Raw genomic sequence first — 20522 nt, forward strand, 5'->3', positions numbered from 1 at the left:
TTCCTGTTCGCTGTGTTCGTGGTCTCAACGAGCGAGTCGGCCCGAGTCCAGGCAGTCCTGCGAGAACTCGAAGACGATCTCCCGGTCGGGAGCGATGACCTTGTGCTTCTTGCCGGCGTAGTGCAGCCGGGAGAGGATGTCTCTGATCAGGTTGAGCCTCGCCAACCGTTTGTTGTCGGCGTGCACGACAGACCAGGGCGCCGCGGCCGTATGGGTGCGCATGAACATCTCGTCGCGCGCCCGTGTATAGCCGTCCCAGTGCTTCAGCGCGACGGCATCCACCGGGCTCGACTTCCACTGTTTGAGGGGATCACGGCGGCGTTCCCCGAGCCGGCGGCTCTGCTCCTTCTTGCCGATGTCGAGGTAATACTTCAGCAGCTTGATGCCGGAGTTGACCAGCATCTCCTCGAACTTGGGCACTGAGTTCATGAATTCCTCGTGCTCCTCGGCGGTACAGAAGCCCATCACCGGTTCCACGCCCGCACGGTTGTACCAACTGCGGTTGAACACCACGAGCTCTTCGCCAACTGGCAGGTGCGGGACGTAGCGCTGGAAGTACCAGCCCGTGCGATCCCGGTCGGAGGGCTTTCCTAGCGCGACGACCCGTGTTTCCCGAGGACTCAGGTGTTCGACCAGCCGCTTGATGCTGCCGTCCTTGCCTGCGCCGTCCCTTCCCTCCAAGAGGATCAGGATACGGTCGTTGCATTTGATGAAATGCCGCTGCAGTTTCACCAGTTCGATCTGCAGCATGTGCAACTGTGCTTCGTAGTCCTCGCGGCCGATCGAGCGTGTCGCTGTCTCGTCGCGCGCTGAGCCGTGGGCAGTGCCGGTGCCGTCCACATCGGCCTTGTGCTTGGCGCCTTTGGCACCCTTCTTGTTCTTTGCCATGGGTTCTCCGTTAGGTCTGGTCGCAGGCGATCAGCATTGCGTGTGTCGACGCCCGGCGGGGCGCGGCGCTCATGTCCGCATCCGAGCGGGAGCCGCAGCCATCGCCTAGTCCGTAGGCTGCAGCCAGGTACGGTCGATTGATGCGCTGACGCCAGCGGGTCTTCTTCATGTCAGCCTCGCTGGCGCGTGTCCGAGAGGGAGGGAAGGAAGCGCGGCGTGCGCGCGGCATAGGCGTCGAACTCGGCGCCGAACTGCTTGCGCATGTCCTTCTCCTCGTTGACTGCCAGCCTCGAATACATCACGACGAGGAAGGGGAACATCAGCAGCGTCAACAGCGTCGGCCACTGCAGCAGAAAGCCGAAAAGGATCGCCACGAAGGCCACATACTGCGGGTGCCGAATCCTGGCGTATGGGCCGCTCACGGCAAGTTGGGCGTGCCGTTGCGCGTGGTAGAGCACCGTCCAGGCGCTCGACAGAAGCCAGAAGCCGCCCCCGATGAAGATGTAGCTTGCGATATGAAGCGGGCTGAAGTGAGGGTCGCCGCTCTCGCCCAGCAGGGTCGACCAGAGATGGCCGCTGTTGTGCGACAGCAAGTCCAGACTGGGATACTTGGTCTGAAGCCAGCCGGACAGCACGTACAGCGTCAGCGGAAAGCCGTACATCTCGACGAACAAGGCAACAATGAACGCTGCGAATGTCCCGAAGGTTCTCCAGTCGCGCGAGGTCTGCGGTTTGAAGAAGCTGAAGGCGAACATGATGAAGACCGCCGAGTTCACGAGGACGAGCAGCCAAAGCCCATAAGCGGGCGCATCGTGGTTCATTTGCGCTCTCCCGGGTACGGTGAATTCGCCTTGCTACCGTCGCCTGGTACGGCATGGCGATGCATCAGCACATGAGCGATGACGCAAGTCGCCAAGAGGACCAGTGGCAGCGCGGCCAGGTAGTGCCCGCGGTGTTCCGTCAGCAGCATGTAGATGCTCACGGCCAGGAAGACCAGAAAGCCCAGGAACCATCGCGAGCGCGAAAACCTTGGACCGGTGCGGTGAGAAGTTGTCATGGTTGTCCTCCTCACATCGCCGGCTCAGGCATCCGGTCCATCATCATCTGCATCATAGATTGGCACATGTCCATGCGCATTTCGAGCATTTGCTGCCGCTCAGCTGTCGGCGCCGACTCGGCTCCATCCTTCATTGCGCCCATCATCGCCATGCCAGCCCGCATGGCCTGCATGTGTTCGGCCATGAGCGCCTTGCGCTGCGCAGGCGTCTTCGCAGCCACCATCCGTTCGTGCATGGCCTGCATCGACTTCAGTTGCGCATCCATGCCCTCGGTGGTCGGCGCCCTTGGCGTCTCGGCCGCAGTCGGACTCGCACCTGCGGGGTGATGGGCCTGATGGTTGTCCTGCGCGAACGCAGACAAGGTGACCAGTGCGGCGCCAACGATGGCCGCGATCGAATGCGTGAATTTCATTTCTCTCTCCTTTAGCCGCGGGTGCCTGCCATTGGGGCGAAACCGATGTCGCCGCAAGCGGACAAAGCCCTATGAAAACTCCGTAGTCGGGTACAGAGTCAAGGCTTATGAGTTGTGCGCCGGCTGTGACCGACACGGCAACTCAAAAGGAGGCGCTACAGCGCGAGACGCTCAAACAGCAGCCAGGAAGGCTGCTTTGGAGGAGGCCGCTCGTGACCCCTCGATGGGATGGCTCGCAGAGCCAACGTCGGAGCCAGCAGCTGGTCTCCATAGGCGGGAGGCGCCAAACCGACGAGGTCGAACGCGAAGGTTGGTGCTTTCTGAATGGCGGACTGGTTGACGTCGCCGCAGAGCTTCAGGCACGGGGCCTTCGACGGGTCGTGGGAACCTTCTTCGTGCTCACCATGGAGGCCTTCATGATTTCCATGCCCGGACGATGGGACATGCTCATATCCGACAGCATGCCGATGTTGCTGCGGAGACTCCAGAAGGCAGGCATTGGCCACCCCGGCCCCGAGCGCAAACAGCCATACCCCGAGCACCATCCACGCGATGGCGCGAATCCTGCGGTGGTTGAGAAGTGTGCGCATGTGCGGCCTATTGACCCATTGACACCTGTGATCATATTCCCAACTGAGCTGCGGGAAATTGATTTGGATCAAATGGAGGCAAGGGTCAACTACGCGGTACTGCGTTATCCTGTGTTGCTCGTGAATAGACAGTGGATCGCTCGATGAACGAAGGTTTGGGTGATTGGATGACGGTCGGCAGGCTGGCGAAGGTCGCTGGCGTCGGCGTGGAGACAATCCGCTACTACCAGGGACGTGGCCTTTTGCCGATTCCGAAAAACGCCGGCAGCTTCCGGCGCTACCCCGGTTCGATGATCCAGCGGATCGGCTTCATCAAGCGCGCTCAGAGCCTTGGGTTCTCGCTGGACGAGGTGAAATCGCTCTTGGACCTGGAGGATGGGCGGAATCGCCGTGCTATTCAGACGGTGACACGGCGGCGCCTTGACCAGATCGATGAGAAGGTCGGCGATCTTGAGCGCATGCGAGGCGCTCTGCGGGACATGCTGGTGAGGTGCGAAGAGACGGGAGAGGCGCTGCCTTGTCCCATCATCGCTGCGCTGATGGCGCCTTTGACTCCCTCCGAATGAAGGTATGGCGTGGGAGCCAGTCCCGGCGAAGTTGAGAAGTTCATGTTGACCCTCGTCACCTTCCTGAAGTCTCGTCGCCGTGTTTGGTGTCACCCAACAGGCATAGATAGGGATTGCTCGGAGGCGTTTCCGGGAAAAGCAGGCTCGAATCTTCCAGAAGGTATCCGTGCAGGCGGCGGGACTTTCTTGGCCCGGTGACTTCGCACGTCCAAATGTTCAGGCCATTGGGGTGCTTGACGTGTAGTTGGAGCTTTTCAAAGCGCTTCTGCACCCACTGCCAATCCTGTTGCTCTTCTTGCCTGGCCAGTGCGTCCACTTGCGGATGCTCCTGCGCATAGCGTTGGAAGACGCCTGGGCTGACGAGATAGGCGGTGCCGCTCACGGTATGCACGAGCGCCTTCGCGTCGTTGATGATGAGCCGGCGGGAAGCGATGCCCTGTTTCAGCCACGCTATGAAGTGCTCTCCGGATGGCTGCGTTGTCCTGGGCGTCGGCGCTGGGGACGAACGCTGAGGGGTGGTCAAGGGTGGCGCTTCGGTACGCGCGGCAGACACCAGCTCAGAAAGTGCTTCAGCATCCTGCCGGGTCGCGGGTGAATCCCCCATGCCCACCATCGAAAGCATGTCTTCCATCGCGTCGGGCAGCGGCTCACCTTCCGTTGAAGGAGAGGAGTTACCTTTCTCCCATGGCGGAACCTCTTGGCCCTCCGAAGCGGACTGCGCTTCTGCCGGCGGAATGGTGGCGGACACATCGGCCTCTTTGGCCGTGGCCGCCGCGTCGATCGACACCGTGCCGGTAAACGGCGCCGGCCTCTCGCGTGGCTCCCAGATCAGCGCGGGCGCGAGGCGCAACAAGGTGAACGAGTGGGACCAGCCGGTGGAACTGGTCACGGTCGCACGCCAGATCGCCTTGCCGTCGGGCGTGGGCCACAGCATGCCGTGATCCTGCAGGACGTTGAACACCGCGGTGTTGTTCGCGGGGATGCCATCGACACCTTGGGACAACAGATGCGCACGCAATTTGTCCGATACCGTCTTGCTCACCAGCCACAGCGTGTCCTCGGTGAGCCAGCCATCGGAGGCTTCGGGCTGGTTCAGCTTCAGCTCTTCCTTGAGCAGGTAGCGCAGTCCGTTGACCAGCTTGCGTTGCAGCGAGTGCTTAGGCGCGGCCATGGCGCGCGCGGGATCGCCGCCCAGTTCCTGGGCCACGGAAGCGCGGTCGGCCTGTACGACCAGTTCGCCCAGCACACCGGCGTGCTCGTACTGGCCGGCCAGGACGTAGAGCAGCGGTCCCCACAGGTCGGGATAGCCACTGAGCCAGTCCAGGGCATCACGGTCGAGCAGTTGACGGTAGAGTAAACCTGTCGCGGCGCTGTGGAGCCGATATTCCCGATCGTCGCGGTAGCGGAAGCGGTATGGCTGGTGCAGCGGGCCGTGCCAGGGGTGCCACAGCGAGCCGTCGGACAGTTCGACGTGCAGATCGACGGCGATCTTGCCGATGTCGTGCAGCAGCGCGGCATAAGCGACTGCGGCAGTCCAGGCTTCAGACTGCGCCGCCTGGTCTTCGGGACTGCCGCCAATGGGCAGCAGATGGGACTGCCGCAGCTTGAGCGCATAGGCGACGATCTCCAACCCGTGATCCAGCATGCCGCCGGGGTAAGCGTGGTGATGGCTTTCCGATGCGGGGAATTGTTGGACCAACTCGGCGTAGTGCTCCAGCGGCGTGCGGTATAGGGTGGCGAACTGCCGCCGCGACAGCGACGTGCGCTGCCAGATGTGTTCCAGCAGCTTCTGCCGGCGCGGTGTTGCCAGCAGCGATGCGGCCGATTCGGGCCGCAGCAACCCTTTCGGGAGGTCGGTGGCGGGCGCTGGCGACGGGGCAGCGACCGGGGGCCGTTTTCGCTGGAACAGGGAGAGCATGCGGGTGTCCTCTGGGGGGCCGGCCGGGAGGCCTTTTCGCCTTTTCGAGGTAGGGCCTTTCCCCTTGCACCCCATTCCCTTGCCGTTTCGGCCCTTTGGCCTTTAACCGTTTCGGTATAGCCGGGCCTGGGTTGCGTCTCCAGCGTCAATGTGGAACCCGCACGAATGGATTGGACGGAGACCTGGCGCTGGCCCCTGCCTATGCTGCGGGGACGCTACCCCCGGCAGGTAGGCTCTCGCTCAGGAGACTAAGTTGACAAATGCGACAAGGGCGACTAGAGTGAATCCTGTCTCAAACCTGCTTGGGAGATGACCATGCCCACCGCCATTGAATTCATTGCCGATCGTCTGCCGCGCGTCACCGTGGAGGACGTGCGCCGTTTCGCGGATACCGTTGAAATCCGGGATGCGCCGGCTTTCGCGGCCGAGTTGCAGGCGTTCATTCACGAGCGCGTGGAGGCGGTAAAACTGCCAGCCAACCTCGAAGGCGAAACGGTGGAGCAGGCCCTGGCGCGCAAGGCGGCCGCGCTGCGCACCGAAACGCGCTGGACCCCGACTGAAACCGACGTCCAGCGAGGCCGCGCCGTGTTGCTGGAATCCTTCAACCAGCCGCACAACCTGCCGATCCCCGAGTACGCCAAGCTGGCGGACAAGTCGCGCCAGCAGATCTACAAGGACATCCTCGCGCGCCGGCTGCTGGCGCTGAATGTGGGGCCGCGCGGCCAGAAGCTGCCCGACTGGCAGCTCGACCCGGTGAAGCAGCAGTTGACCCAAACCGTGCTTCAAGAGGTCGAGGGCATCGACCACTGGACGATCTACCGCGCACTATCCGAACCGCTCGAAGGCTTGGGCGGACGCTCGCCGGTGGATGCGGTGACGCATGGCACAATCGATGACGTGGCCGAAGCGGTGTTCAACGTGCTGGGCGTCCAGGTGCATTGAGGCAAGACCGCCATGAGCCGCGAACTGCCCTTGTTCTTGATCGATGCGGGTGAACTGCTCCAGCATGTGAGCCGCGTCGTCTATCGGGGCAGCCCGCTGTACTATGGCCGCAGCGGCACCAATCGCTACGACGACCCGGCGCGGACCTACGGCGTGCTCTACCTGGGCCGCGACCTGTCCACGGCGCTGATGGAGTCGGTGTTTCACAAGCACCAGTGGCTGGCGGACGAGAAGCGCTCGATTGCGCTGAAGGAAGTCGAGAGCCGGCTCGTGCGGGCCGTGGGGGTCCTGGACGACGTGCGCTTGGCCGATCTCACGGCCGAGGGTGTCATGGCGGGTTACTTCGGCCTGAACCTGGAACAGTTGGCCAGCCGCGACTACACGCACACGCAGCAGGTGTCCGCCCAGGTGCATGCGATGCTCGGCGATGATGGCCAGCCGCTGTTCGACGGGGTGCTCTATCCGTCGCGCAACAACTATCCCGCCAAGAGCATCGCCCTGTTCGAGCGTGCGGCAGCAAGAGTCGGCGTTGTCGATGACATCGACCTGGTGGACCATGTGGACTGGCCGCGCTTCGTTGCCACGTATCGCGTCGGCGTGGAGCCTGATCCCGGGCCGGTGGAACCGGATGACGAAGCGTCCTGAAGCGGCAAGAGAGCACATTGAAGCCCCAAACAGAATGAAATGGACCAAACTGGAATAGGCATCCCTCTGTAGCAGGAGACGACCATGAACACCACGACCCGCATCAGCACCGCAGAACGCCTCGGCCGCACCTTTGGCCGCGGATGGCGCGCCTACGCGCGCGGCGAACGTCGGGCGTCGAACTGGTTGGTGTCCAAGGGGGTGCCGGCGGCCGTTGCCACCGCGCTCGTGTGGGTGGTCAAGCTGTCTGTGGTGGGATTGCTGCTCTACGTTGCTTTTTGGTTCGCACTCGTGTTGTTGGGCGTCGTGGCGGCGGCGTGGGCTGCTGCTGCCAATACCTCTGACGAGGACGAGTGGCCTTTCACCGATCTCACAGAACTGCGCAAGACACCGGGCTACGATCCCAATCTGTACAACGATACGTCGCACGAGTTGTACACCGACGACTGACGGACTCCGGGCTACTTCAGCTTGCCTCCCGTGAGTGCCCCAGCCCCCTTGCCCCCGGCTTGGCCGGCGCTCTTGCTGCCGTCCGACAACCCCTGAATGGCATGTCCCGCCCGAATTCCAACCCAGGTCAGGCTTGCCAGCCAGAATCCTGGCAGCACCAGGAACATCGTGCCCGCGACGAACATCAAGAGCATGTCGCCGAACGCATTGTTCAGCCCCACCAGCGGGTCGAAGTTCGTGTGTGGCCGGTTCCAGCCAAAGCCCCAGCCATAGAGCGCATCGAGGATAGTGCTGTCGATCCAGCGAGCGAGCTGGAACCAGAAATCCACGAAGAACAGCGCGAATTGCACGACGCTGACCGTGACGACCGTCTTCAGGTCATAGGTGCCCACGACCAGCACGAGCGGGATGCAGATGACCAGCGCCATCTTGAGCAAGGCGAGGACCATGGGTAGAGACTGTCTCACGACGTCCATGGCGGGAAACGCGGCAATCGCGCCGACGGCCATCCCAACGTCTCCCGTGGCCCGTGTCACGATGTTCGGCAAGGTCTTGTCGATCTGGCCTCCGTAGTCCGTATAGACGCTGCCCTGGTTCAACTTCTGCTGCCGCGGTGACGCGATGGCTCGGATCACCGAGTCGTCCACCTCGGCCCGGCTCAGGAACCCGGCCCAGCCCGCCAGGCGACTCAACAGGCTCGGGTCCACCTGACCCAGCAGGCGTGCCCGCAGGCCGTTACTTCCATCGCTCCACCACTGGCGGCAGGTCGGGTAGCCGCCACCGCTGGCCACCTGCGCAAGCCCTGCGTCGCGGGTGCTGTCATAGGGCCAGTCCTCGCGTGGGGTGCTGGAACGGTATGTGTCGTAGTAGCCGTTCGTGTCGGTGAAGAACCGCGATCCGATCCAGGTCACGTCGTGCATCTGCTGCTCATCGAGCTGAGGGCGCTGCATGAACAATTTGGCCCGTGCAGGCCCATAGCAATCCCGCGAGAAATCCGCTACTTCCTGAGCCAGCACCGGGTCATCGATGCGCGTAGCGTCGATCTCCATGCGCATCTGCCGCAGGTCCGTGCCGCACGGGATCGCTGCCACCGAAGCGCCCGTGACGGCGCGCGAGAGCGCGTGCATGAACGCCCACCACACCGGCACCTTCGCCGACTGGTTGTTGATGGTGCTGAAGGACTGCGACCAGCCGGTATCCCCGGGCTGCGCCACGCTGACCTGGCACTGGGCCGAGCGCGAGCTGTCGTACTGGATGGTGTTCAGGTCCACGTCGATGAACGGAATGCCGGCGAACATCACCACCACGATGGCGACGAAGACCCGGTTCTCGATGCGGGCGGCGCTCAGCACGCCTTTGTTGCCCTCGTCGGCGCCTTCCGCACGGGCCTTCAACCACTCCTGCACGATGATGGCGACGAAAGGCAGCGCGAATACCCCGCTGGATACGAGGACCGCCCAGATGCCGTTGTTGACGATCCAGGACACGAGGGTTAGGTAGTACTCCAGGTAGTCGGTCGTGAAAAGCGTCATGGCCTCGATCCCCTCAAGCGGCCTGCATCAACAGGCTGGCTTCCAGCGCCACGATGGCAACAATGCCGGCGACCTCAGCGCGAATCAGCCGGCGTCGGGCCAGCGTGCTGTCCTCGCGCGCCAGCAGCCGCCGCCGCATCCAGACCCAGCCGCAGGCCGTCGCCCCGTACAGGAACAACCGCCACACGAAGAAGTAGCCCGATGCGGCCGCGAGCCACCGCTCCCAGCCGGCCACGCTGCCAACGAGATAGATGCCGGCGATGTTGGCGCCCACCGCAGCGGCGACGATCACGGCCGCCCACAGCAGTGCTTTCGCCGCACGCCGGCTGATGAGCCAGCGCAAGGGGCGCCAGGCCATGCGCTCCGCGCTCATGGCCGGCCTCCCGGATTGCCCTTCTGCAACTGGTCGAGGCGGTCGGGCACCGGATCGCCCTCATAGATGCCGCGCGAGCCTGCCGCGCGCGTGCCATGGCGCTGGATGATGGCCATCGGCGAGTTGTTCGCCAGCTCGCGCCGCAGTTCAAGTTCGGTCTTGAGGTTGCGGATCTCCCGGTCGAGCGTGTCGCTCTCGTGGTTCACGGCCTCGACTGCCAACTCGTTGGCTGCCACGTTGGGCTCTTTCTTGCCGGTGAGCAGCGTGCGCTGGAGCAGCAGTGCCTTCTCCAGCACCGACGAAAGCGCCACCTCGGACGCGAGGCGCCGCGCCAGCAGGTCCTGGTCCGGCTCGTCGCGCAGCGCCTCGATGACGCCGCGCGTGATCGGCAGCGACGTGCTGCCGGCCTCGCGCAAGTTCTCGAAGGTGGTGTTGCGCACGCCGGAAACCAGTTCCTGCAAGACTTCCAGCTTGGCTTCGTACTCCTCCTGGATCAGCGGCGTCAGCCCGACGCCGGGCACCGTCTCGGTCTTGGTGCAGGAATCGCACGTGCGCTGCACCTGTTCCCCGAGGACCCGGGTGGCCCATTCGGTCGCCTGCTGCGGCGACGTCCAGGTCTGGCAGGACAGGCTCGCGCAACTGGTGGACGCGATGGAGGATGTGTCCGTCACGCCGCGCCCGTTGACCAGGTTGTAGCCCGCGCGGGTGACGTCGCCGACCACGCGGATGGCGGACTGGCCTGCGCCACCGGCATTGCTGCCGCCCACCCAGGGAAGGCCGTCGTTGCCGCGGCGCGTCTCGGCCTGCTCGACGGCCGACACGGCATCGTTGCTGCCAACCGCGTCACGCAAGGCCATGCCTTCGGCCATCTGGCTCCAGCCAAGCTGGCCACCCGCAGTCTCGGCCATCTTCTCCGCCATGGCGCGGCACGTCAGCTTGGAGCGGTCGAAGTCCAGCCGCGCCTGCAGCACGCCGTTGGTCAGCAGGTTGTACAGGCCCGGATCGGCGCGCTGAATGATCAGCGCCGGCAGCGATGCAACCGCGCTGGTCGCGCTCTGGATCACGTTGCTCATGATCTGCTGAAAGCCGTTCGTGATGCCGTTGAGCTGATTGCGCAGCGTGGTCTGGATGCTCATGTCGCCGCAGATCAGGTTGCTGTTCCACCCCACGCCGACCCCGATGGAGCGCATGCCGGCCGCGCGGCCCATGGACACCGCACTGCCACCGCCGATCGAGTACATGACGTCATCGCCGAGGACGGGGCCGCTGTTCTGGTATCCGACCTGCGCCCACGCCAGGCCGCAGACCAGAGCGAGCGGGCCGGCCAGCGCCTTCGGGCGCAGCAGGCGGCACGCCTTGGCGGAAAGGTTCATCGATTCAGGACGCTTCATCGTGGCACCTCAGAGGAAATCGACGCTGCCCAGGAACACCTGCCCGCGGCGTTCGCAGCACGCATAGGGACGCCACAGCGCCCAGGCGTAGTCGCCTTGTTGGGCCTGGGTCAGCGTGCCGCTGTGCGGGAACACCACGCAGGTGTTGGACAGGCGCGGCGTCAGCTCCTGCCACTTGCCCGTAGAGGCATCACCCTCCATCAGCGCGCCGGCCGGCCAGTAGCCGTCGCGGGCGTTGACAAGCAGCGGCTGGTACACGTGGATCTGCCCGCGGCGCGTGACGACATCACCGGCGCGCTGGGCCACGACGGCCCCGGATTTGTAGTCATCGGTCTGATGCAGGAAGCCGCCGCGCGGATAGACATTGCCCCAGAGGTTCATCGTGGTGCGCGCACCGACCTCGCGCATGCCCGGAATCAACGCCTCCGGGTAGGCCATTTCAGGCACGTTGTAGCGCCAAGCCAGCGTGTCCAGGGTGCTGAGTAGATACGGCATGAAGGCCGTGCCCGCGCCTTGGCAGAAATAGCCCGACGACGATGCGAACTGGTTGAATACCTCGCCGCCAGGATGGCCGATGACATCGCTGTTCTTGAATTTGGCGAGGTTGTTTTCGTGGTCTTCGTTCGTGGTCCCATCCCCACCTGCCTGTGCGGATGGGTTGGGCGTGCTCATCGCCTGCACCTCGACCCAGGGGTTCTCTCCGGTGTTGCTGTAGCTGGAGACGACCGCATCGGGCACGTAGTGCCGGACCTTGGTGGATGTGCGCACCGTGCAGCCCGTCCAGGTGCAGTAGAGCCAGTAGCAGATGCCCACCACCCGGTACTCCAGGCAGTCCGGCGACATGACGGAGGACACGATGGTGGCGGTGTTCAAGGCGTAGCTGCCCGTGGCGCTGATCAGCAGCAGCGAGGCCACGGCGACGCGCAGGCGGCGCAGCAGGTCGAATGGGCGATGGGTCACGGCTGCGTCCTCCGGTGTTGCTCGATGCGCGCGACGGCCCGGGCCACGTCCGGCTCGCCATAGACCACAAAGCGTTGATCCACCACGACGGCCGGGATGGTCGTGACACCCAAACTCCATGCGTCGGTGACGCCCTGGTAGGCGGTGCCGATGCGGCGCTGAAGATCGGTGCCGCCTTGCTTCAGGCGTTGCCGGACGATGGCTGCTGCCCGCTCAGGGTCGGCTGGAAGATTCGCGGAAAGCTCGGCCTCGATCCGGGGCGTTTCGCCCAACTCGATCAGTCGCTCGCCGCCCATGGTCTTGACCGGGTGGCGGCTGTCGGTGACGACCACCACGTCGGCGGCGAAGGTGGCCGGGCTGAACACCGCCAGAGACGTCGGCAGCGCCACGGCCAGGCCAAGGGTTCGCCAGCCTGGTGCGAACCGGGTAAAAGCTGCTGGCATGTCATGTGCCCCGGAAGTTGATCAGGGCCATAGTCAAACGCCGAACCCCAGGCGGCCCCAACAAACAATGCGCATCGCGGCCACCCCGCATACCTGCTTGCGTCGCCGCAAAGAAAAAAGCGGAGGCCGAAGCCTCCGCGCTGATCAACGAAGCAGTGCAACCCTTACAGCAGGCCGGACTCCGCAAAGGAGAACGGGGCACCCTGGCCGACGATGATGTGGTCCAGTACCCGCACATCGATGAGCGCCAGCGCGGCCTGCAGTTGCTGGGTCAGCATGCGATCCGCGCTCGACGGCTCGGAAATGCCCGAGGGGTGCTGGTGCGCGAAGACCACCGCGGCGGCCTTCAACTCCAGCACACGCTGCACGACGACACGCGGATAGACCGAAGTCGAGTTGATCGTGCCCCTGAACAACGGCTCGTAGGCCAGCACCTGGTGCATGCTGTCCAGGAACACCGCGGCGAATATCTCATTGGGCTCGGCGACCAGCTTCACGCGCAGGTAGTCGCGCACGGCCGTGGGGTCGAGGAGTTTCGCACCCGCTTTGAAAACCCGCTTCTCCAGCAGTGCAATGGCTTGCTGGATGATCCAGTCCTCGTGTTGGGCAGCGATGGCGGAAAGCGACTCCAGGCAGGAGTCATTGACGACGAAAGACATGGCGAACCTCCAGACGGTGAGATCGGAGGGCGCGCGCCCTGGGAGGGCAAGCCCTCCTGGGGAACGAACAAGGTGCATCCATCACCGCGGCAGCGGTGATCGTTCGCGGCCAGGATGCGAGGCGAACGGGTTTCGGTCAGCGCAGTGGACTGCGCCGTAGCCTTGAAGACCGGGGCTACCTGGGCATGTCGCCGACGACGTCGGCAGGCATTTCCGATGTAGTAGGTGTGGCGGCGGGATCGCCGGCCGCGAGCATGTCCATGGCCGACAGCAAGGCATCGCCCTCGATCGGACCCTGCAGTAGGATCGCCTTGCCGGTTTCGCGATCGTGCAGCCGCAGCGACGGCGTGGCGGTCACGCCGCTGCTCGTGGCTTCCGCCGTCTGGGTGCGGATCGGCGCCTCGGGCCGTTCGCTCGCCAGACACTGCTCGATGGCTGGCGTAAGGTCGGGGTACCGCAGGTCCTCGGGCAAGCCCTGGCCGTCGCTGCGCGTGTGGGCATAGACCCACTCGACAGCCTGCCAGAAGGCGGCATGGCCGCCAGATTCGCCGGCGCACTCCGCCAGGCTCGCTTCGGCAGACGCGGCCGGCTCATGCGCGGCCAACGGGAGGTGGTGCCATTGCAAGGCCACGTCCGCGTTGCCGGCCACCCAACGCTTGAGCACTGGGAAATAGGATCGGCAGAACGGGCATTCGAGGTCCGCGTAGAGCGTCAGCGTGAAACGCCCTTCCGGATTTCCCATCTGCCACGGAGGCCCGGCCACCTGCGTCACGCTGACCGGCGTTGAAGTCTGGGGAGTGGACTTGCCAGAATAGCGGGACACGAGCCAGATCAGCAGCAGCGCTACCAGCACGGCGGCCAACACCCAGGGCCAGCTGAGCCTCCAGCGCCGACGGCGGAACGCCTGTACCTGCATCGGAATGGATGGGCGTTTCTGTTCCATGGCGTTCTCCGGTGTACGGCAGATTCAGGGCAGGTCCAGGGTCGGCGACTCGATGCCACGTGCCCGGTCGATCTTCTCAGCCACCTTGAAGGCGGCATCCAGCTCGCTGACGCCGTGCTGCTGCATGAGCTGGTAGCGTTCTGCCTTCTCCTCGGGCTCGGTTTGCGCGAGCGCGAGGTAGAGACTTGGCGGCACGGCGCGGAACAGCACTTCCATGCTCTTGGAGAGGATGACGCCCTCGGTGAACTTGCCCGCTTCCTTGCGTGCGGAGAGCATCAGCGCCTTCTGCGCCGGCGAGAGTTCGCGGAACCTGGCGATCTTCTCCACTTCGTCCGGCGGCATCGACAGGCACACCCACCACTCGATCATGTTGAGCATGGGCTCTGCGGCGCGCGGCAGATCGTCGATGTTTTGCGTCGCCAGCCAGAACCAGGCGCCCAACTTGCGCCACATTTTTGTAATTTTCACGACATAGGGCGCGAGCAGCGGGTTCTTGGTGATGATGTGACCTTCGTCGGTCACGTTGACGATCGGCCGGCCCAGGTACTGGTCGCGCTCGGCGATGTTGTTCACCGTGCTGATCAGGCTGATGTAGGCGATGGAGAGCTGCGCGTTGTAGCCCTCGCGGGCATAGGTCGCCAGATCGACCAGCGTGATGTCGGCCTCGGGCCACGGCGTGCCGTCACGGTCGAACATCTCGCCGTCCGTGCCTTGGCAGAACATGTCCATCGCGTCCGCCATCTCCAGCAGCCGCACGCGCCGCATCTCGGGCAGCGTCGGGTCCTGGCCACGGGCGCGCAGCGCGTTGCGCACGTCGCGCGTGAGCACGGTGCGCTTTTCGGCCACGCAATGTTCGGCGGCGTCGAGGATGCACTGGCGGATCAGCGAGCGGTCGGCCCGCGTCATCCGCGCTTCTTCCTTGTCTTCGCCGCCCGTGATCATCAGCCGCGCTGTGATCTCCAGTTCGCCCAGCACGTCGCGCTGCTCGTCCGCTTCCATGGCCGAGGCATCGGGGGGCAGGTCTTCGTCCAGCGCGTCGGCATCGAGCGTCTGTACGTCGCTGGGCGTTTCGATCAGCCGGCGTGCGTCGGCGAACGGCGCCAGGCTGATGCCCGATCCGGGGGCCAGCTTGACCCGGTTCACGGTCAGGCCCAGGCGCCTGGCGAAGTCGCTGAACAGGCCGAAGCTGTTGCCGGCTTCCACGATGAAAAGCCGCGGCCGGTAGATGGCCGTCACCTGGTTCAGCAGGTTGTTGAGCGTGGCGGACTTCCCCGAGCCGGTGGGGCCAAATAGAAACAGATGGGCATTCATCTGCCGATCCAACCTGTTCAAGGGGTCGAACGTAATCGGGCCGCCGCCGCGATTGAACATCGTGATGCCGGGATGCCCCGTGCCCTGGGCGCGGCCCCATACTGGCGACAGGTTCGCCGCGTGCTGGGCGAACATCAGTTGCGTGTACCACCGGCGCCGGTCCTTGCCGGGGTTGTAGCAGCACGGCAGCCAGCGCAGGTAGCTGTTGAGCGGCGCCACCTCGTCGTCCTCGCGCACCGGCTGCAGGCCGGCGTTGAGCATCACGTTCGCGAGGTCCAGGCCGCGCCGATCCAGTTCCGCCTCGTCGCGCCCGCGTAGGTAGAACGCCAGAGTGCCCCGGTAGAGCTTGTGCGCGCTGCCGATCAGGGAGCGGGCTTCATGCACGTCCTTGAGCGTCTGCTCCGACGCCAGCGTCTCGCCCACAGCTTTCTTCGCCAGATGGTTGAGGTCCGATTCGAGGACGTCCTGCGGCGTGGCCACCATGGTGAGACACATCAAGGTGTCCTCGGGCATCTGGTCGAACAGCGTGTTGATCGCGTCCCCCTTGCGGGTCTCGCCGGTCAGGTGCCCGGTGCCGGGCGGCATGCGCAGCCGGTCGGTGATCAGCACGCGGTGCGGCATGCCGTCGAAGTACCAGGCCCCTTGCGCCACGTCCGAGCGCGGCTGCCCAAAGAACAGCCGCTGGCTGAAATCCCGCCCGCTCGCCAGCTCGATCTCGCCGGCCTCGCTTTCCTCGGTACTGTCCGGATAGCGCGCCAACGCGTAGAAGCGCTCCCGGTCCTCCACCCCAGGCCCGAGCAGCGTGGGGCGCGGGTTGAACCACCGCAGCAGCCAGTCGTGGACGTCGGCCGCGACCATGCGCCGGGCCTGGATGCCGGCGTTCGCCAGGCCGCCGCACAGGCGGTCGCAGACGATGCCCAGCATCTGCTCGGGTGTCTGGCCGCGGCGGTTTGCCTGTCCCTGTCCGCTCGCGCGGCGGTACACCACCATGCGCACGCGCCGCGTCTGGCCGCGCCAGCGCAGCCGCGTGACCACCGTGTCCTCGAACAGGCCGCCGGGCTTGGCCACAGCGCGCAGGTGGTGGCCGAAGAAGCGCAGGTAGAACTCGGTGAACGCCGAGCCGCGCGCACGTGGCTGCACGTAATCGCGCAAGGTCTGCATGTACTGGTCGAAGCTCGGTTCGTCCTGGGCATAGAGCTGGAGCACCCACGGGTTCTCGTCCAGTTCATCGAAGCTGTCCTGAAGCGCGTTTTCCAGGGCGTCGCGGGCATGCGCGAGCCAGCCGGGTTCCCGGCCTTCGGTGCCCAGCGGCACCAGCTCGTAGAAGGCGGCCACCGATTGGCCGTCCTCCAGGAGCATCGATTTCGACTCGGGCAAGAACTCCACCCAGGGCAGCAGTTCCACGAAGGACGGTGCGACGTCGTACAGCGCCTGCTCGTCGGCCACGGTCGCCGGCTTGCGGCCCTGGACCGCGGCGCCGGGTTCGGGGATGCCGGCTTGCTGCAAGGCCTCGACGTGGCGCTGCCAGCCGTCCGGCTGCTCGTCGGCGGCGGTGTCTTCGGCGCTGACGGCAGCCAGCTTCGGCCATGGAAGTTTCCACCGCATCAGTAGTCCTCCGTCCTCTCGCCAGGCATCGCGTACTGCACGCGCTGGTACAAGGGGAAAACCGTCGTGTAGCCCGGCACGGGAACGGGGTCGGTGCCGGCCAGGTGCGGGTACACGTACATCACGAGATCGGGATTGGGCAGACGCTGGAACTGGCGGTGAACCTCATTGCGCGCGGTGCGCGTGTAGCGCATCTGCTCGACAGGTGCGGCCTGCACGTCGGCGTCGGTCAGGGGCCGACGCAGGCTCTGGCGCGCATCGAGCAACTGGCGGCCGGCGTTCCGTCCGGCTGCGCCACCGCCGTCGCCGGCCTCCTGCTGCCAGATGTCCATCATCGTGCGGTCACCGTGGGTCAACAGCTTTTCCTTGCTGGTGGCGCAGCCGGCGAGCACCGCGACGGCGAGGGCCAGTGCTAGGCCACGGGCCAGGTTAGTCAAGTTCAAGGGCATGGCTTTCTCCTGCGCGGTGATCGACCTTGCGGCCTTCGGGATCGAAGTCGATGGCGAGCGGCTTTTCGAGGTGGACGGCAACCTTGGCGCCGGGTTGGACATAGACGGCGGCGAAGGCTTGGCCGTAGAGCTTGTTGACCCAGGCCGACATGTCCCGGACACCGCCCGCGAGAATCTGGCCGACCGCTTCTTGGCCGGTGATGCCCACGGTGCCGATGGAGCCGTCCGAGCCGACATAGGACATGCGGCCGCTGCCACTCTCGATGAGCGAGGCCACACCGGCACCGGCCGCGGTGATCAGGGCCTGCGAGCCGAGGTATTGCTGGGCGTTGCTGCGCCGCTCGCCGCTGACGCAAGGAATGCCGTGGGGATCGCTGATCCAGCCCAAGCCGTCGCGCTGTTGGTTGTTCTGCTGGTTGCCCTCGCGGTCTTCGGGGATCGTGCGAATCGTGCCGTCGTTGAAGACGAACGTGATGCTGCGCACCTGACCTCGCACGCACGAGAGCGTCCAGTCGCCCGAGGCGGTGCCGCTGAACACGGCGCCGGCCACGTCGGGAATGTCGATGCCATTGGCGGTCAGGTTGTCCGGCCCGACCAGAACTTTGAACGGATAGGGATCGTTGACCGTGCCGTCGATCGGCACGCGGCCGATCAGGGCCGTCATCGCCACCGATCCCATTAGCGTCGAGTTGGTCGGCACGGTATAGACCGGCTTGGCATTCTTGACCCCGGCGGCGCGGGCGCCCGCGTTGGCCACGGTTTCAGCGGTGGTTTCGAGCGTGCTCTGCGCCGGGCCGAAGCTCGTGGGGAAGCTCATGCCGCCGCTCGCGCCACGCCCCCCGTTGCGCCCCTCGGCGGGCTTTGCGTCGTCCGGCTCGACCCACCGCACGCCGCCCTCCATGCCGGCCTCGTCGCCGCCCTGCAGCCCCAGGCCCACGGGCAGGTCCGCATGGCCGCCGCCGCGCCCGCCGATGCTGTCCAGGCGCCGCTGCAGGTCGGCGAGCAGCCCTTCGGTCTGCTGGCGCGCGCTGGCCGCCTGCTCTTGGTCGCGGCGCAGGTTGGACCGCTCGGATTCGAGCGCCGAGTTGATGCGCTGGTCGATGGAGTTCTCGCGCTGGCGCAGCCGCTGGTTCTCTTCACGCTGCGACTTGTTGTCCGAGAGCGCGGTCTGAAGCTCGGTGCGCAACTGCTTCACTTGGGCAACGAGCGTCGCCACGGTGTCGCGCGGGGTGTCGCCTTCGATGCCCAGCGCCTTCATTTCCTCGGGCGTGAGCTGGGCGCCGTTGTCCGCCGCGGGTGGCGCCGTGCCGCCTCCACCCGAGAACAGCCGGATACCGGCGAACAGCACCAGGATGGCGACAGGGATCATCAGCCACTTGAGCAGGCCGTTACTGCGCATGGCGGGCCTCCTTGGCGTTCTCGTCGCCGTCCGGCTGCGGCAGATGCACGGCAGGGTCGAAGCGGTGAATCGCCGGCAGCAGCGACTGCGCGAGGCCGCGGCCGCGCGTGACCAGGTACAGCACGGTCGTGTCCTCGGTCGTGCCGCGCGGGCCCAGCGCCTCGTGCTGGAAGGTGGCGGTGAGGAAATCGCCTTGCAGCACGCGCGGGTCGAGCGCGACCCAGTCGGCGCCGGTGTTGGTGAGGCGCACGGCAGTCACCCATTGGTCTTCCAGGCGCCACGACGCGAGCACGGCCGCGCGCACCGGCAGCGTTGGCATCAGTGTGTCCAGGTCGAGGTCGCGGGGAAGGTTGACCCGCATGACGCCCGGAAGCGGCTCGACGGTGCGCAGCGGTGCGTAGAGGTTCTGCGCGGCGAAGCGCGTCAGCACGACAGGGACCGGAGTTTCGCGCCGCGCGGTCCGCGCACCTGCCTGGCCCTGGGCGCGTGCCGGGGCCTCGGCACTGTCGGCCTGCTCGCCATAGCGTCCCGGTGCGCTGTCACCCTCGACGATGCGCACCGGCTCCAGCTCGGCTTCCCCGTCCTTGGGCGGTTCGGCTGCGATGTCCAGCAGGATCAGCGCGCCCGTGTCGGCGTCCTGCAGTTGCAACCGCGTGGGCTCGATCGGCTCGCTGGCACGCAGGTACACCGCGCCGCCCGCACTCTGCACGCGCAGGCGTTTGCCCACGCCTGCGGGCACGCCCACGCGCACGTTCCGGTCGATGAATACGATGCGTTCCTGACCGACCTTCAGCGGCACTGCCAGTGGCATGCGTTCCCAACGCAGGATCTCCACCGCCTGGGCGACGGGTGCCGCGGCCACGGCCAGTAGCCCCAGCAGCGCGAGTACAGGATGCTTCATGGGGTGTTTCCTCCTTGAGGCGCTTGCGGATTCAGGTCACTCGGCGCCGGGCGCGCCGGCTCCGGTGCACTGATGCGCTGGGGCGCGCCTTCGTAGCAGTCCAGCGCCAGGCCGAACGGGTTGCGGGCGGGATCGACGTCCACCCGCGTGACCTTGATCGGATAGCGCACCAGGGCGCGTTTGACCTGCTCGGCGCCGTAGTACTCGTCCGCCGTGATGTCCAGCGTCACCACCCAGTCGCGATCGGATACGGTGCGCACGCGCGCCGTGGGGTCGTCGCCATAGCCGCGGCCGGGAATCTCGTAGATGCCGCGCACGCGCTGACGCAGCTCGCCCGTGGAGCGGCGGTAGTCATAGTCCGCCCGCAGGAAGGCCTGGCAGGACGGGGTGAGGTACGGCGAGAGCGTATGGAGGTTGCGCGAGTAGTCTTCTTCGCCATTGGTCGGCCAGCGGTTCAGCGTCTGGAACACGTAGAACGTGAACGCATAGACCGATTCGGGCGGCACTTCCCACCACTTGCGGGTACTGCCAGAGCGCAGGTCGGGCGGGACGTGGATGGTCAGGTCGCGCGGCGCGCTCCACCAGCCGCCGCCCATGACCAGGGCGACAATGACCAGCGCGCCCGCGCCCAGGCGCAAGGTCTTGATGTGCGCCTGCAGGTGGGCGATCTCGTTCTTGAAGCGGCTCATCGCATGCTCCTGCGGGTGGACCAGAAGCCCGAGCGCGAGATCAGCACGTGGCCGCCCACCCAGCCGGCCATCAGCGGATGGCGCGTTGCGATGCGCCACTGCAACTGTCGATACAGCCAGGTGTCGGGGCGCCCACGCTTGAGGCGGCGCAGGATGCCGCCGCCGATGAACACGCCCAAGGCCACGCCCAGGACAACGAACGTCGGTGCGATGGCGATCGTGCGGAACACCCACGAAAGCGGCGCGCCGACCAGCAGGCCGGCCGCGCCGGACAGGCCGCAGCAGATCCACAGCTCGTCGGCGGTGAGGCCGCGCACGACCACGGGATGGCGGTTGAGCCGGTGCGGAAGGAACGTGACCGTCCCGTCCGCACGGACGTGCTGCTGCTCGGACATACC

Annotated in this window: 24 protein-coding genes; 5 read left to right on the top strand and 19 right to left on the bottom strand. The window is 65.7% G+C overall.

Features of this window, described 5'->3' with window-relative positions; all coding sequences use genetic code 11:
* Positions 1-24: 24 nt before the first annotated feature.
* From ppk2 to FIV35_RS13245, 5 genes are read right to left on the bottom strand one after another with little or no spacing between them, the layout of a single operon-like run.
* Complete coding sequence (ppk2, locus tag FIV35_RS13230; protein WP_003090242.1) at positions 25-888, bottom strand: polyphosphate kinase 2; 864 nt, start codon at positions 886-888, stop codon at positions 25-27.
* Positions 889-898: 10 nt separating this feature from the next.
* A complete protein-coding gene (locus FIV35_RS29590; RefSeq protein WP_170245403.1) occupies positions 899-1057 on the bottom strand; it encodes a hypothetical protein in 159 nt (52 codons plus the stop codon).
* A 1-nt stretch (position 1058) separates the two neighbouring features.
* Positions 1059-1709 carry a methyltransferase family protein gene (locus FIV35_RS13235; protein WP_003090238.1) on the bottom strand — a complete coding sequence of 217 codons (651 nt, stop codon included), beginning with the start codon at positions 1707-1709 and terminating at the stop codon, positions 1059-1061.
* On the bottom strand, positions 1706-1945 hold the full coding sequence (locus tag FIV35_RS13240) for a DUF2933 domain-containing protein (RefSeq protein ID WP_034137611.1): 240 nt from the start codon (positions 1943-1945) through the stop codon (positions 1706-1708). Before FIV35_RS13240 ends, FIV35_RS13235 begins: the two co-directional genes overlap by 4 nt.
* Before the next feature lie 11 nt (positions 1946-1956).
* A complete protein-coding gene (locus tag FIV35_RS13245) occupies positions 1957-2358 on the bottom strand; it encodes a hypothetical protein (RefSeq protein ID WP_034137612.1) in 402 nt (133 codons plus the stop codon).
* 212 nt (positions 2359-2570) lie between these two features.
* On the opposite strand from FIV35_RS13245, the gene FIV35_RS13250 reads away from it, so the two are divergent.
* Positions 2571-3095 carry a hypothetical protein gene (locus FIV35_RS13250; RefSeq protein ID WP_034137663.1) on the top strand — a complete coding sequence of 175 codons (525 nt, stop codon included), beginning with the start codon at positions 2571-2573 and terminating at the stop codon, positions 3093-3095.
* Positions 3092-3514, top strand: coding sequence for a MerR family transcriptional regulator (locus FIV35_RS13255; RefSeq protein ID WP_034137613.1), 423 nt, complete (start codon positions 3092-3094; stop codon positions 3512-3514). Before FIV35_RS13250 ends, FIV35_RS13255 begins: the two co-directional genes overlap by 4 nt.
* 55 nt (positions 3515-3569) lie before the next feature.
* On the opposite strand, the gene mobH is transcribed toward FIV35_RS13255, so the two are convergent.
* On the bottom strand, positions 3570-5432 hold the full coding sequence (gene mobH / locus FIV35_RS13260; RefSeq protein ID WP_034137614.1) for a MobH family relaxase: 1863 nt from the start codon (positions 5430-5432) through the stop codon (positions 3570-3572).
* Between the two features lie 315 nt (positions 5433-5747).
* On the opposite strand from mobH, the gene FIV35_RS13270 reads away from it, so the two are divergent.
* The 3 genes from FIV35_RS13270 (at position 5748) to FIV35_RS13280 (ending at position 7469) form a co-directional block, all read left to right on the top strand.
* Entirely contained in the window at positions 5748-6374 is a 627-nt protein-coding gene (locus FIV35_RS13270; RefSeq protein ID WP_003109769.1) for a hypothetical protein, read from the top strand.
* Between the two features lie 12 nt (positions 6375-6386).
* The gene (locus tag FIV35_RS13275; RefSeq protein WP_003090219.1) at positions 6387-7019 is read left to right on the top strand and encodes an RES family NAD+ phosphorylase; all 633 of its coding nucleotides are present in this window, start codon (positions 6387-6389) and stop codon (positions 7017-7019) included.
* 84 nt (positions 7020-7103) lie between these two features.
* A complete protein-coding gene (locus FIV35_RS13280) occupies positions 7104-7469 on the top strand; it encodes a DUF3742 family protein (protein WP_003090216.1) in 366 nt (121 codons plus the stop codon).
* 11 nt (positions 7470-7480) lie between these two features.
* On the opposite strand, the gene FIV35_RS13285 is transcribed toward FIV35_RS13280, so the two are convergent.
* The 13 genes from FIV35_RS13285 to FIV35_RS13345 all read right to left on the bottom strand — a co-directional run bounded on the left by FIV35_RS13285 (position 7481) and on the right by FIV35_RS13345 (position 20519).
* Entirely contained in the window at positions 7481-9001 is a 1521-nt protein-coding gene (locus tag FIV35_RS13285) for a conjugal transfer protein TraG N-terminal domain-containing protein (RefSeq protein ID WP_003090214.1), read from the bottom strand.
* Between the two features lie 13 nt (positions 9002-9014).
* Entirely contained in the window at positions 9015-9374 is a 360-nt protein-coding gene (locus FIV35_RS13290; protein WP_003090212.1) for a hypothetical protein, read from the bottom strand.
* Entirely contained in the window at positions 9371-10765 is a 1395-nt protein-coding gene (locus tag FIV35_RS13295) for an integrating conjugative element protein (RefSeq protein ID WP_003109770.1), read from the bottom strand. The genes FIV35_RS13290 and FIV35_RS13295 overlap by 4 nt, the downstream gene beginning before the upstream one ends.
* 9 nt (positions 10766-10774) lie before the next feature.
* Complete coding sequence (locus FIV35_RS13300) at positions 10775-11725, bottom strand: TIGR03756 family integrating conjugative element protein (protein WP_034137615.1); 951 nt, start codon at positions 11723-11725, stop codon at positions 10775-10777.
* Positions 11722-12168 (bottom strand): TIGR03757 family integrating conjugative element protein, encoded by a 447-nt coding sequence (locus tag FIV35_RS13305; protein WP_003109772.1) that lies wholly within the window; start codon positions 12166-12168, stop codon positions 11722-11724. Before FIV35_RS13305 ends, FIV35_RS13300 begins: the two co-directional genes overlap by 4 nt.
* 164 nt (positions 12169-12332) lie before the next feature.
* Positions 12333-12827 carry a JAB domain-containing protein gene (locus FIV35_RS13310; protein ID WP_003090203.1) on the bottom strand — a complete coding sequence of 165 codons (495 nt, stop codon included), beginning with the start codon at positions 12825-12827 and terminating at the stop codon, positions 12333-12335.
* Between the two features lie 175 nt (positions 12828-13002).
* Positions 13003-13770, bottom strand: a complete 768-nt coding sequence (locus FIV35_RS13315; RefSeq protein WP_003090202.1) for a DsbA family protein — start codon at positions 13768-13770, stop codon at positions 13003-13005.
* A 24-nt stretch (positions 13771-13794) separates the two neighbouring features.
* The gene (locus FIV35_RS13320) at positions 13795-16686 is read right to left on the bottom strand and encodes a conjugative transfer ATPase (RefSeq protein WP_003105079.1); all 2892 of its coding nucleotides are present in this window, start codon (positions 16684-16686) and stop codon (positions 13795-13797) included.
* Positions 16686-17135 (bottom strand): TIGR03751 family conjugal transfer lipoprotein, encoded by a 450-nt coding sequence (locus FIV35_RS13325; protein ID WP_003109775.1) that lies wholly within the window; start codon positions 17133-17135, stop codon positions 16686-16688. Before FIV35_RS13325 ends, FIV35_RS13320 begins: the two co-directional genes overlap by 1 nt.
* Positions 17116-18534 carry a TIGR03752 family integrating conjugative element protein gene (locus FIV35_RS13330; RefSeq protein WP_003109776.1) on the bottom strand — a complete coding sequence of 473 codons (1419 nt, stop codon included), beginning with the start codon at positions 18532-18534 and terminating at the stop codon, positions 17116-17118. The genes FIV35_RS13325 and FIV35_RS13330 overlap by 20 nt, the downstream gene beginning before the upstream one ends.
* Positions 18524-19435 (bottom strand): TIGR03749 family integrating conjugative element protein, encoded by a 912-nt coding sequence (locus FIV35_RS13335; RefSeq protein WP_003105643.1) that lies wholly within the window; start codon positions 19433-19435, stop codon positions 18524-18526. The genes FIV35_RS13330 and FIV35_RS13335 overlap by 11 nt, the downstream gene beginning before the upstream one ends.
* Complete coding sequence (locus tag FIV35_RS13340; protein ID WP_003105641.1) at positions 19432-20124, bottom strand: PFL_4703 family integrating conjugative element protein; 693 nt, start codon at positions 20122-20124, stop codon at positions 19432-19434. The genes FIV35_RS13335 and FIV35_RS13340 overlap by 4 nt, the downstream gene beginning before the upstream one ends.
* On the bottom strand, positions 20121-20519 hold the full coding sequence (locus tag FIV35_RS13345; protein WP_003105639.1) for a TIGR03750 family conjugal transfer protein: 399 nt from the start codon (positions 20517-20519) through the stop codon (positions 20121-20123). Before FIV35_RS13345 ends, FIV35_RS13340 begins: the two co-directional genes overlap by 4 nt.
* Between the last annotated feature and the right edge of the window lie 3 nt (positions 20520-20522).

The sequence above is a fragment of the Pseudomonas rhodesiae genome, from assembly GCF_007858255.1.
In the GTDB taxonomy this organism is placed as follows: Bacteria; Pseudomonadota; Gammaproteobacteria; order Pseudomonadales; family Pseudomonadaceae; genus Aquipseudomonas; species Aquipseudomonas rhodesiae.

What these genes read in the sequence shown, in the direction of transcription:
- ppk2 (WP_003090242.1), bottom strand. Translation starts at nt 888, where the DNA reads ATGGCAAAGAACAAGAAGGGTGCCAAAGGCGCCAAGCACAAGGCCGAT.
- FIV35_RS29590 (WP_170245403.1), bottom strand. Translation starts at nt 1,057, where the DNA reads ATGAAGAAGACCCGCTGGCGTCAGCGCATCAATCGACCGTACCTGGCT.
- FIV35_RS13235 (WP_003090238.1), bottom strand. Translation starts at nt 1,709, where the DNA reads ATGAACCACGATGCGCCCGCTTATGGGCTTTGGCTGCTCGTCCTCGTG.
- FIV35_RS13240 (WP_034137611.1), bottom strand. Translation starts at nt 1,945, where the DNA reads ATGACAACTTCTCACCGCACCGGTCCAAGGTTTTCGCGCTCGCGATGG.
- FIV35_RS13245 (WP_034137612.1), bottom strand. Translation starts at nt 2,358, where the DNA reads ATGAAATTCACGCATTCGATCGCGGCCATCGTTGGCGCCGCACTGGTC.
- FIV35_RS13255 (WP_034137613.1), top strand. Translation starts at nt 3,092, where the DNA reads ATGAACGAAGGTTTGGGTGATTGGATGACGGTCGGCAGGCTGGCGAAG.
- mobH (WP_034137614.1), bottom strand. Translation starts at nt 5,432, where the DNA reads ATGCTCTCCCTGTTCCAGCGAAAACGGCCCCCGGTCGCTGCCCCGTCG.
- FIV35_RS13270 (WP_003109769.1), top strand. Translation starts at nt 5,748, where the DNA reads ATGCCCACCGCCATTGAATTCATTGCCGATCGTCTGCCGCGCGTCACC.
- FIV35_RS13275 (WP_003090219.1), top strand. Translation starts at nt 6,387, where the DNA reads ATGAGCCGCGAACTGCCCTTGTTCTTGATCGATGCGGGTGAACTGCTC.
- FIV35_RS13280 (WP_003090216.1), top strand. Translation starts at nt 7,104, where the DNA reads ATGAACACCACGACCCGCATCAGCACCGCAGAACGCCTCGGCCGCACC.
- FIV35_RS13285 (WP_003090214.1), bottom strand. Translation starts at nt 9,001, where the DNA reads ATGACGCTTTTCACGACCGACTACCTGGAGTACTACCTAACCCTCGTG.
- FIV35_RS13290 (WP_003090212.1), bottom strand. Translation starts at nt 9,374, where the DNA reads ATGAGCGCGGAGCGCATGGCCTGGCGCCCCTTGCGCTGGCTCATCAGC.
- FIV35_RS13295 (WP_003109770.1), bottom strand. Translation starts at nt 10,765, where the DNA reads ATGAAGCGTCCTGAATCGATGAACCTTTCCGCCAAGGCGTGCCGCCTG.
- FIV35_RS13305 (WP_003109772.1), bottom strand. Translation starts at nt 12,168, where the DNA reads ATGCCAGCAGCTTTTACCCGGTTCGCACCAGGCTGGCGAACCCTTGGC.
- FIV35_RS13310 (WP_003090203.1), bottom strand. Translation starts at nt 12,827, where the DNA reads ATGTCTTTCGTCGTCAATGACTCCTGCCTGGAGTCGCTTTCCGCCATC.
- FIV35_RS13315 (WP_003090202.1), bottom strand. Translation starts at nt 13,770, where the DNA reads ATGGAACAGAAACGCCCATCCATTCCGATGCAGGTACAGGCGTTCCGC.
- FIV35_RS13320 (WP_003105079.1), bottom strand. Translation starts at nt 16,686, where the DNA reads ATGCGGTGGAAACTTCCATGGCCGAAGCTGGCTGCCGTCAGCGCCGAA.
- FIV35_RS13325 (WP_003109775.1), bottom strand. Translation starts at nt 17,135, where the DNA reads ATGCCCTTGAACTTGACTAACCTGGCCCGTGGCCTAGCACTGGCCCTC.
- FIV35_RS13330 (WP_003109776.1), bottom strand. Translation starts at nt 18,534, where the DNA reads ATGCGCAGTAACGGCCTGCTCAAGTGGCTGATGATCCCTGTCGCCATC.
- FIV35_RS13335 (WP_003105643.1), bottom strand. Translation starts at nt 19,435, where the DNA reads ATGAAGCATCCTGTACTCGCGCTGCTGGGGCTACTGGCCGTGGCCGCG.
- FIV35_RS13340 (WP_003105641.1), bottom strand. Translation starts at nt 20,124, where the DNA reads ATGAGCCGCTTCAAGAACGAGATCGCCCACCTGCAGGCGCACATCAAG.
- FIV35_RS13345 (WP_003105639.1), bottom strand. Translation starts at nt 20,519, where the DNA reads ATGTCCGAGCAGCAGCACGTCCGTGCGGACGGGACGGTCACGTTCCTT.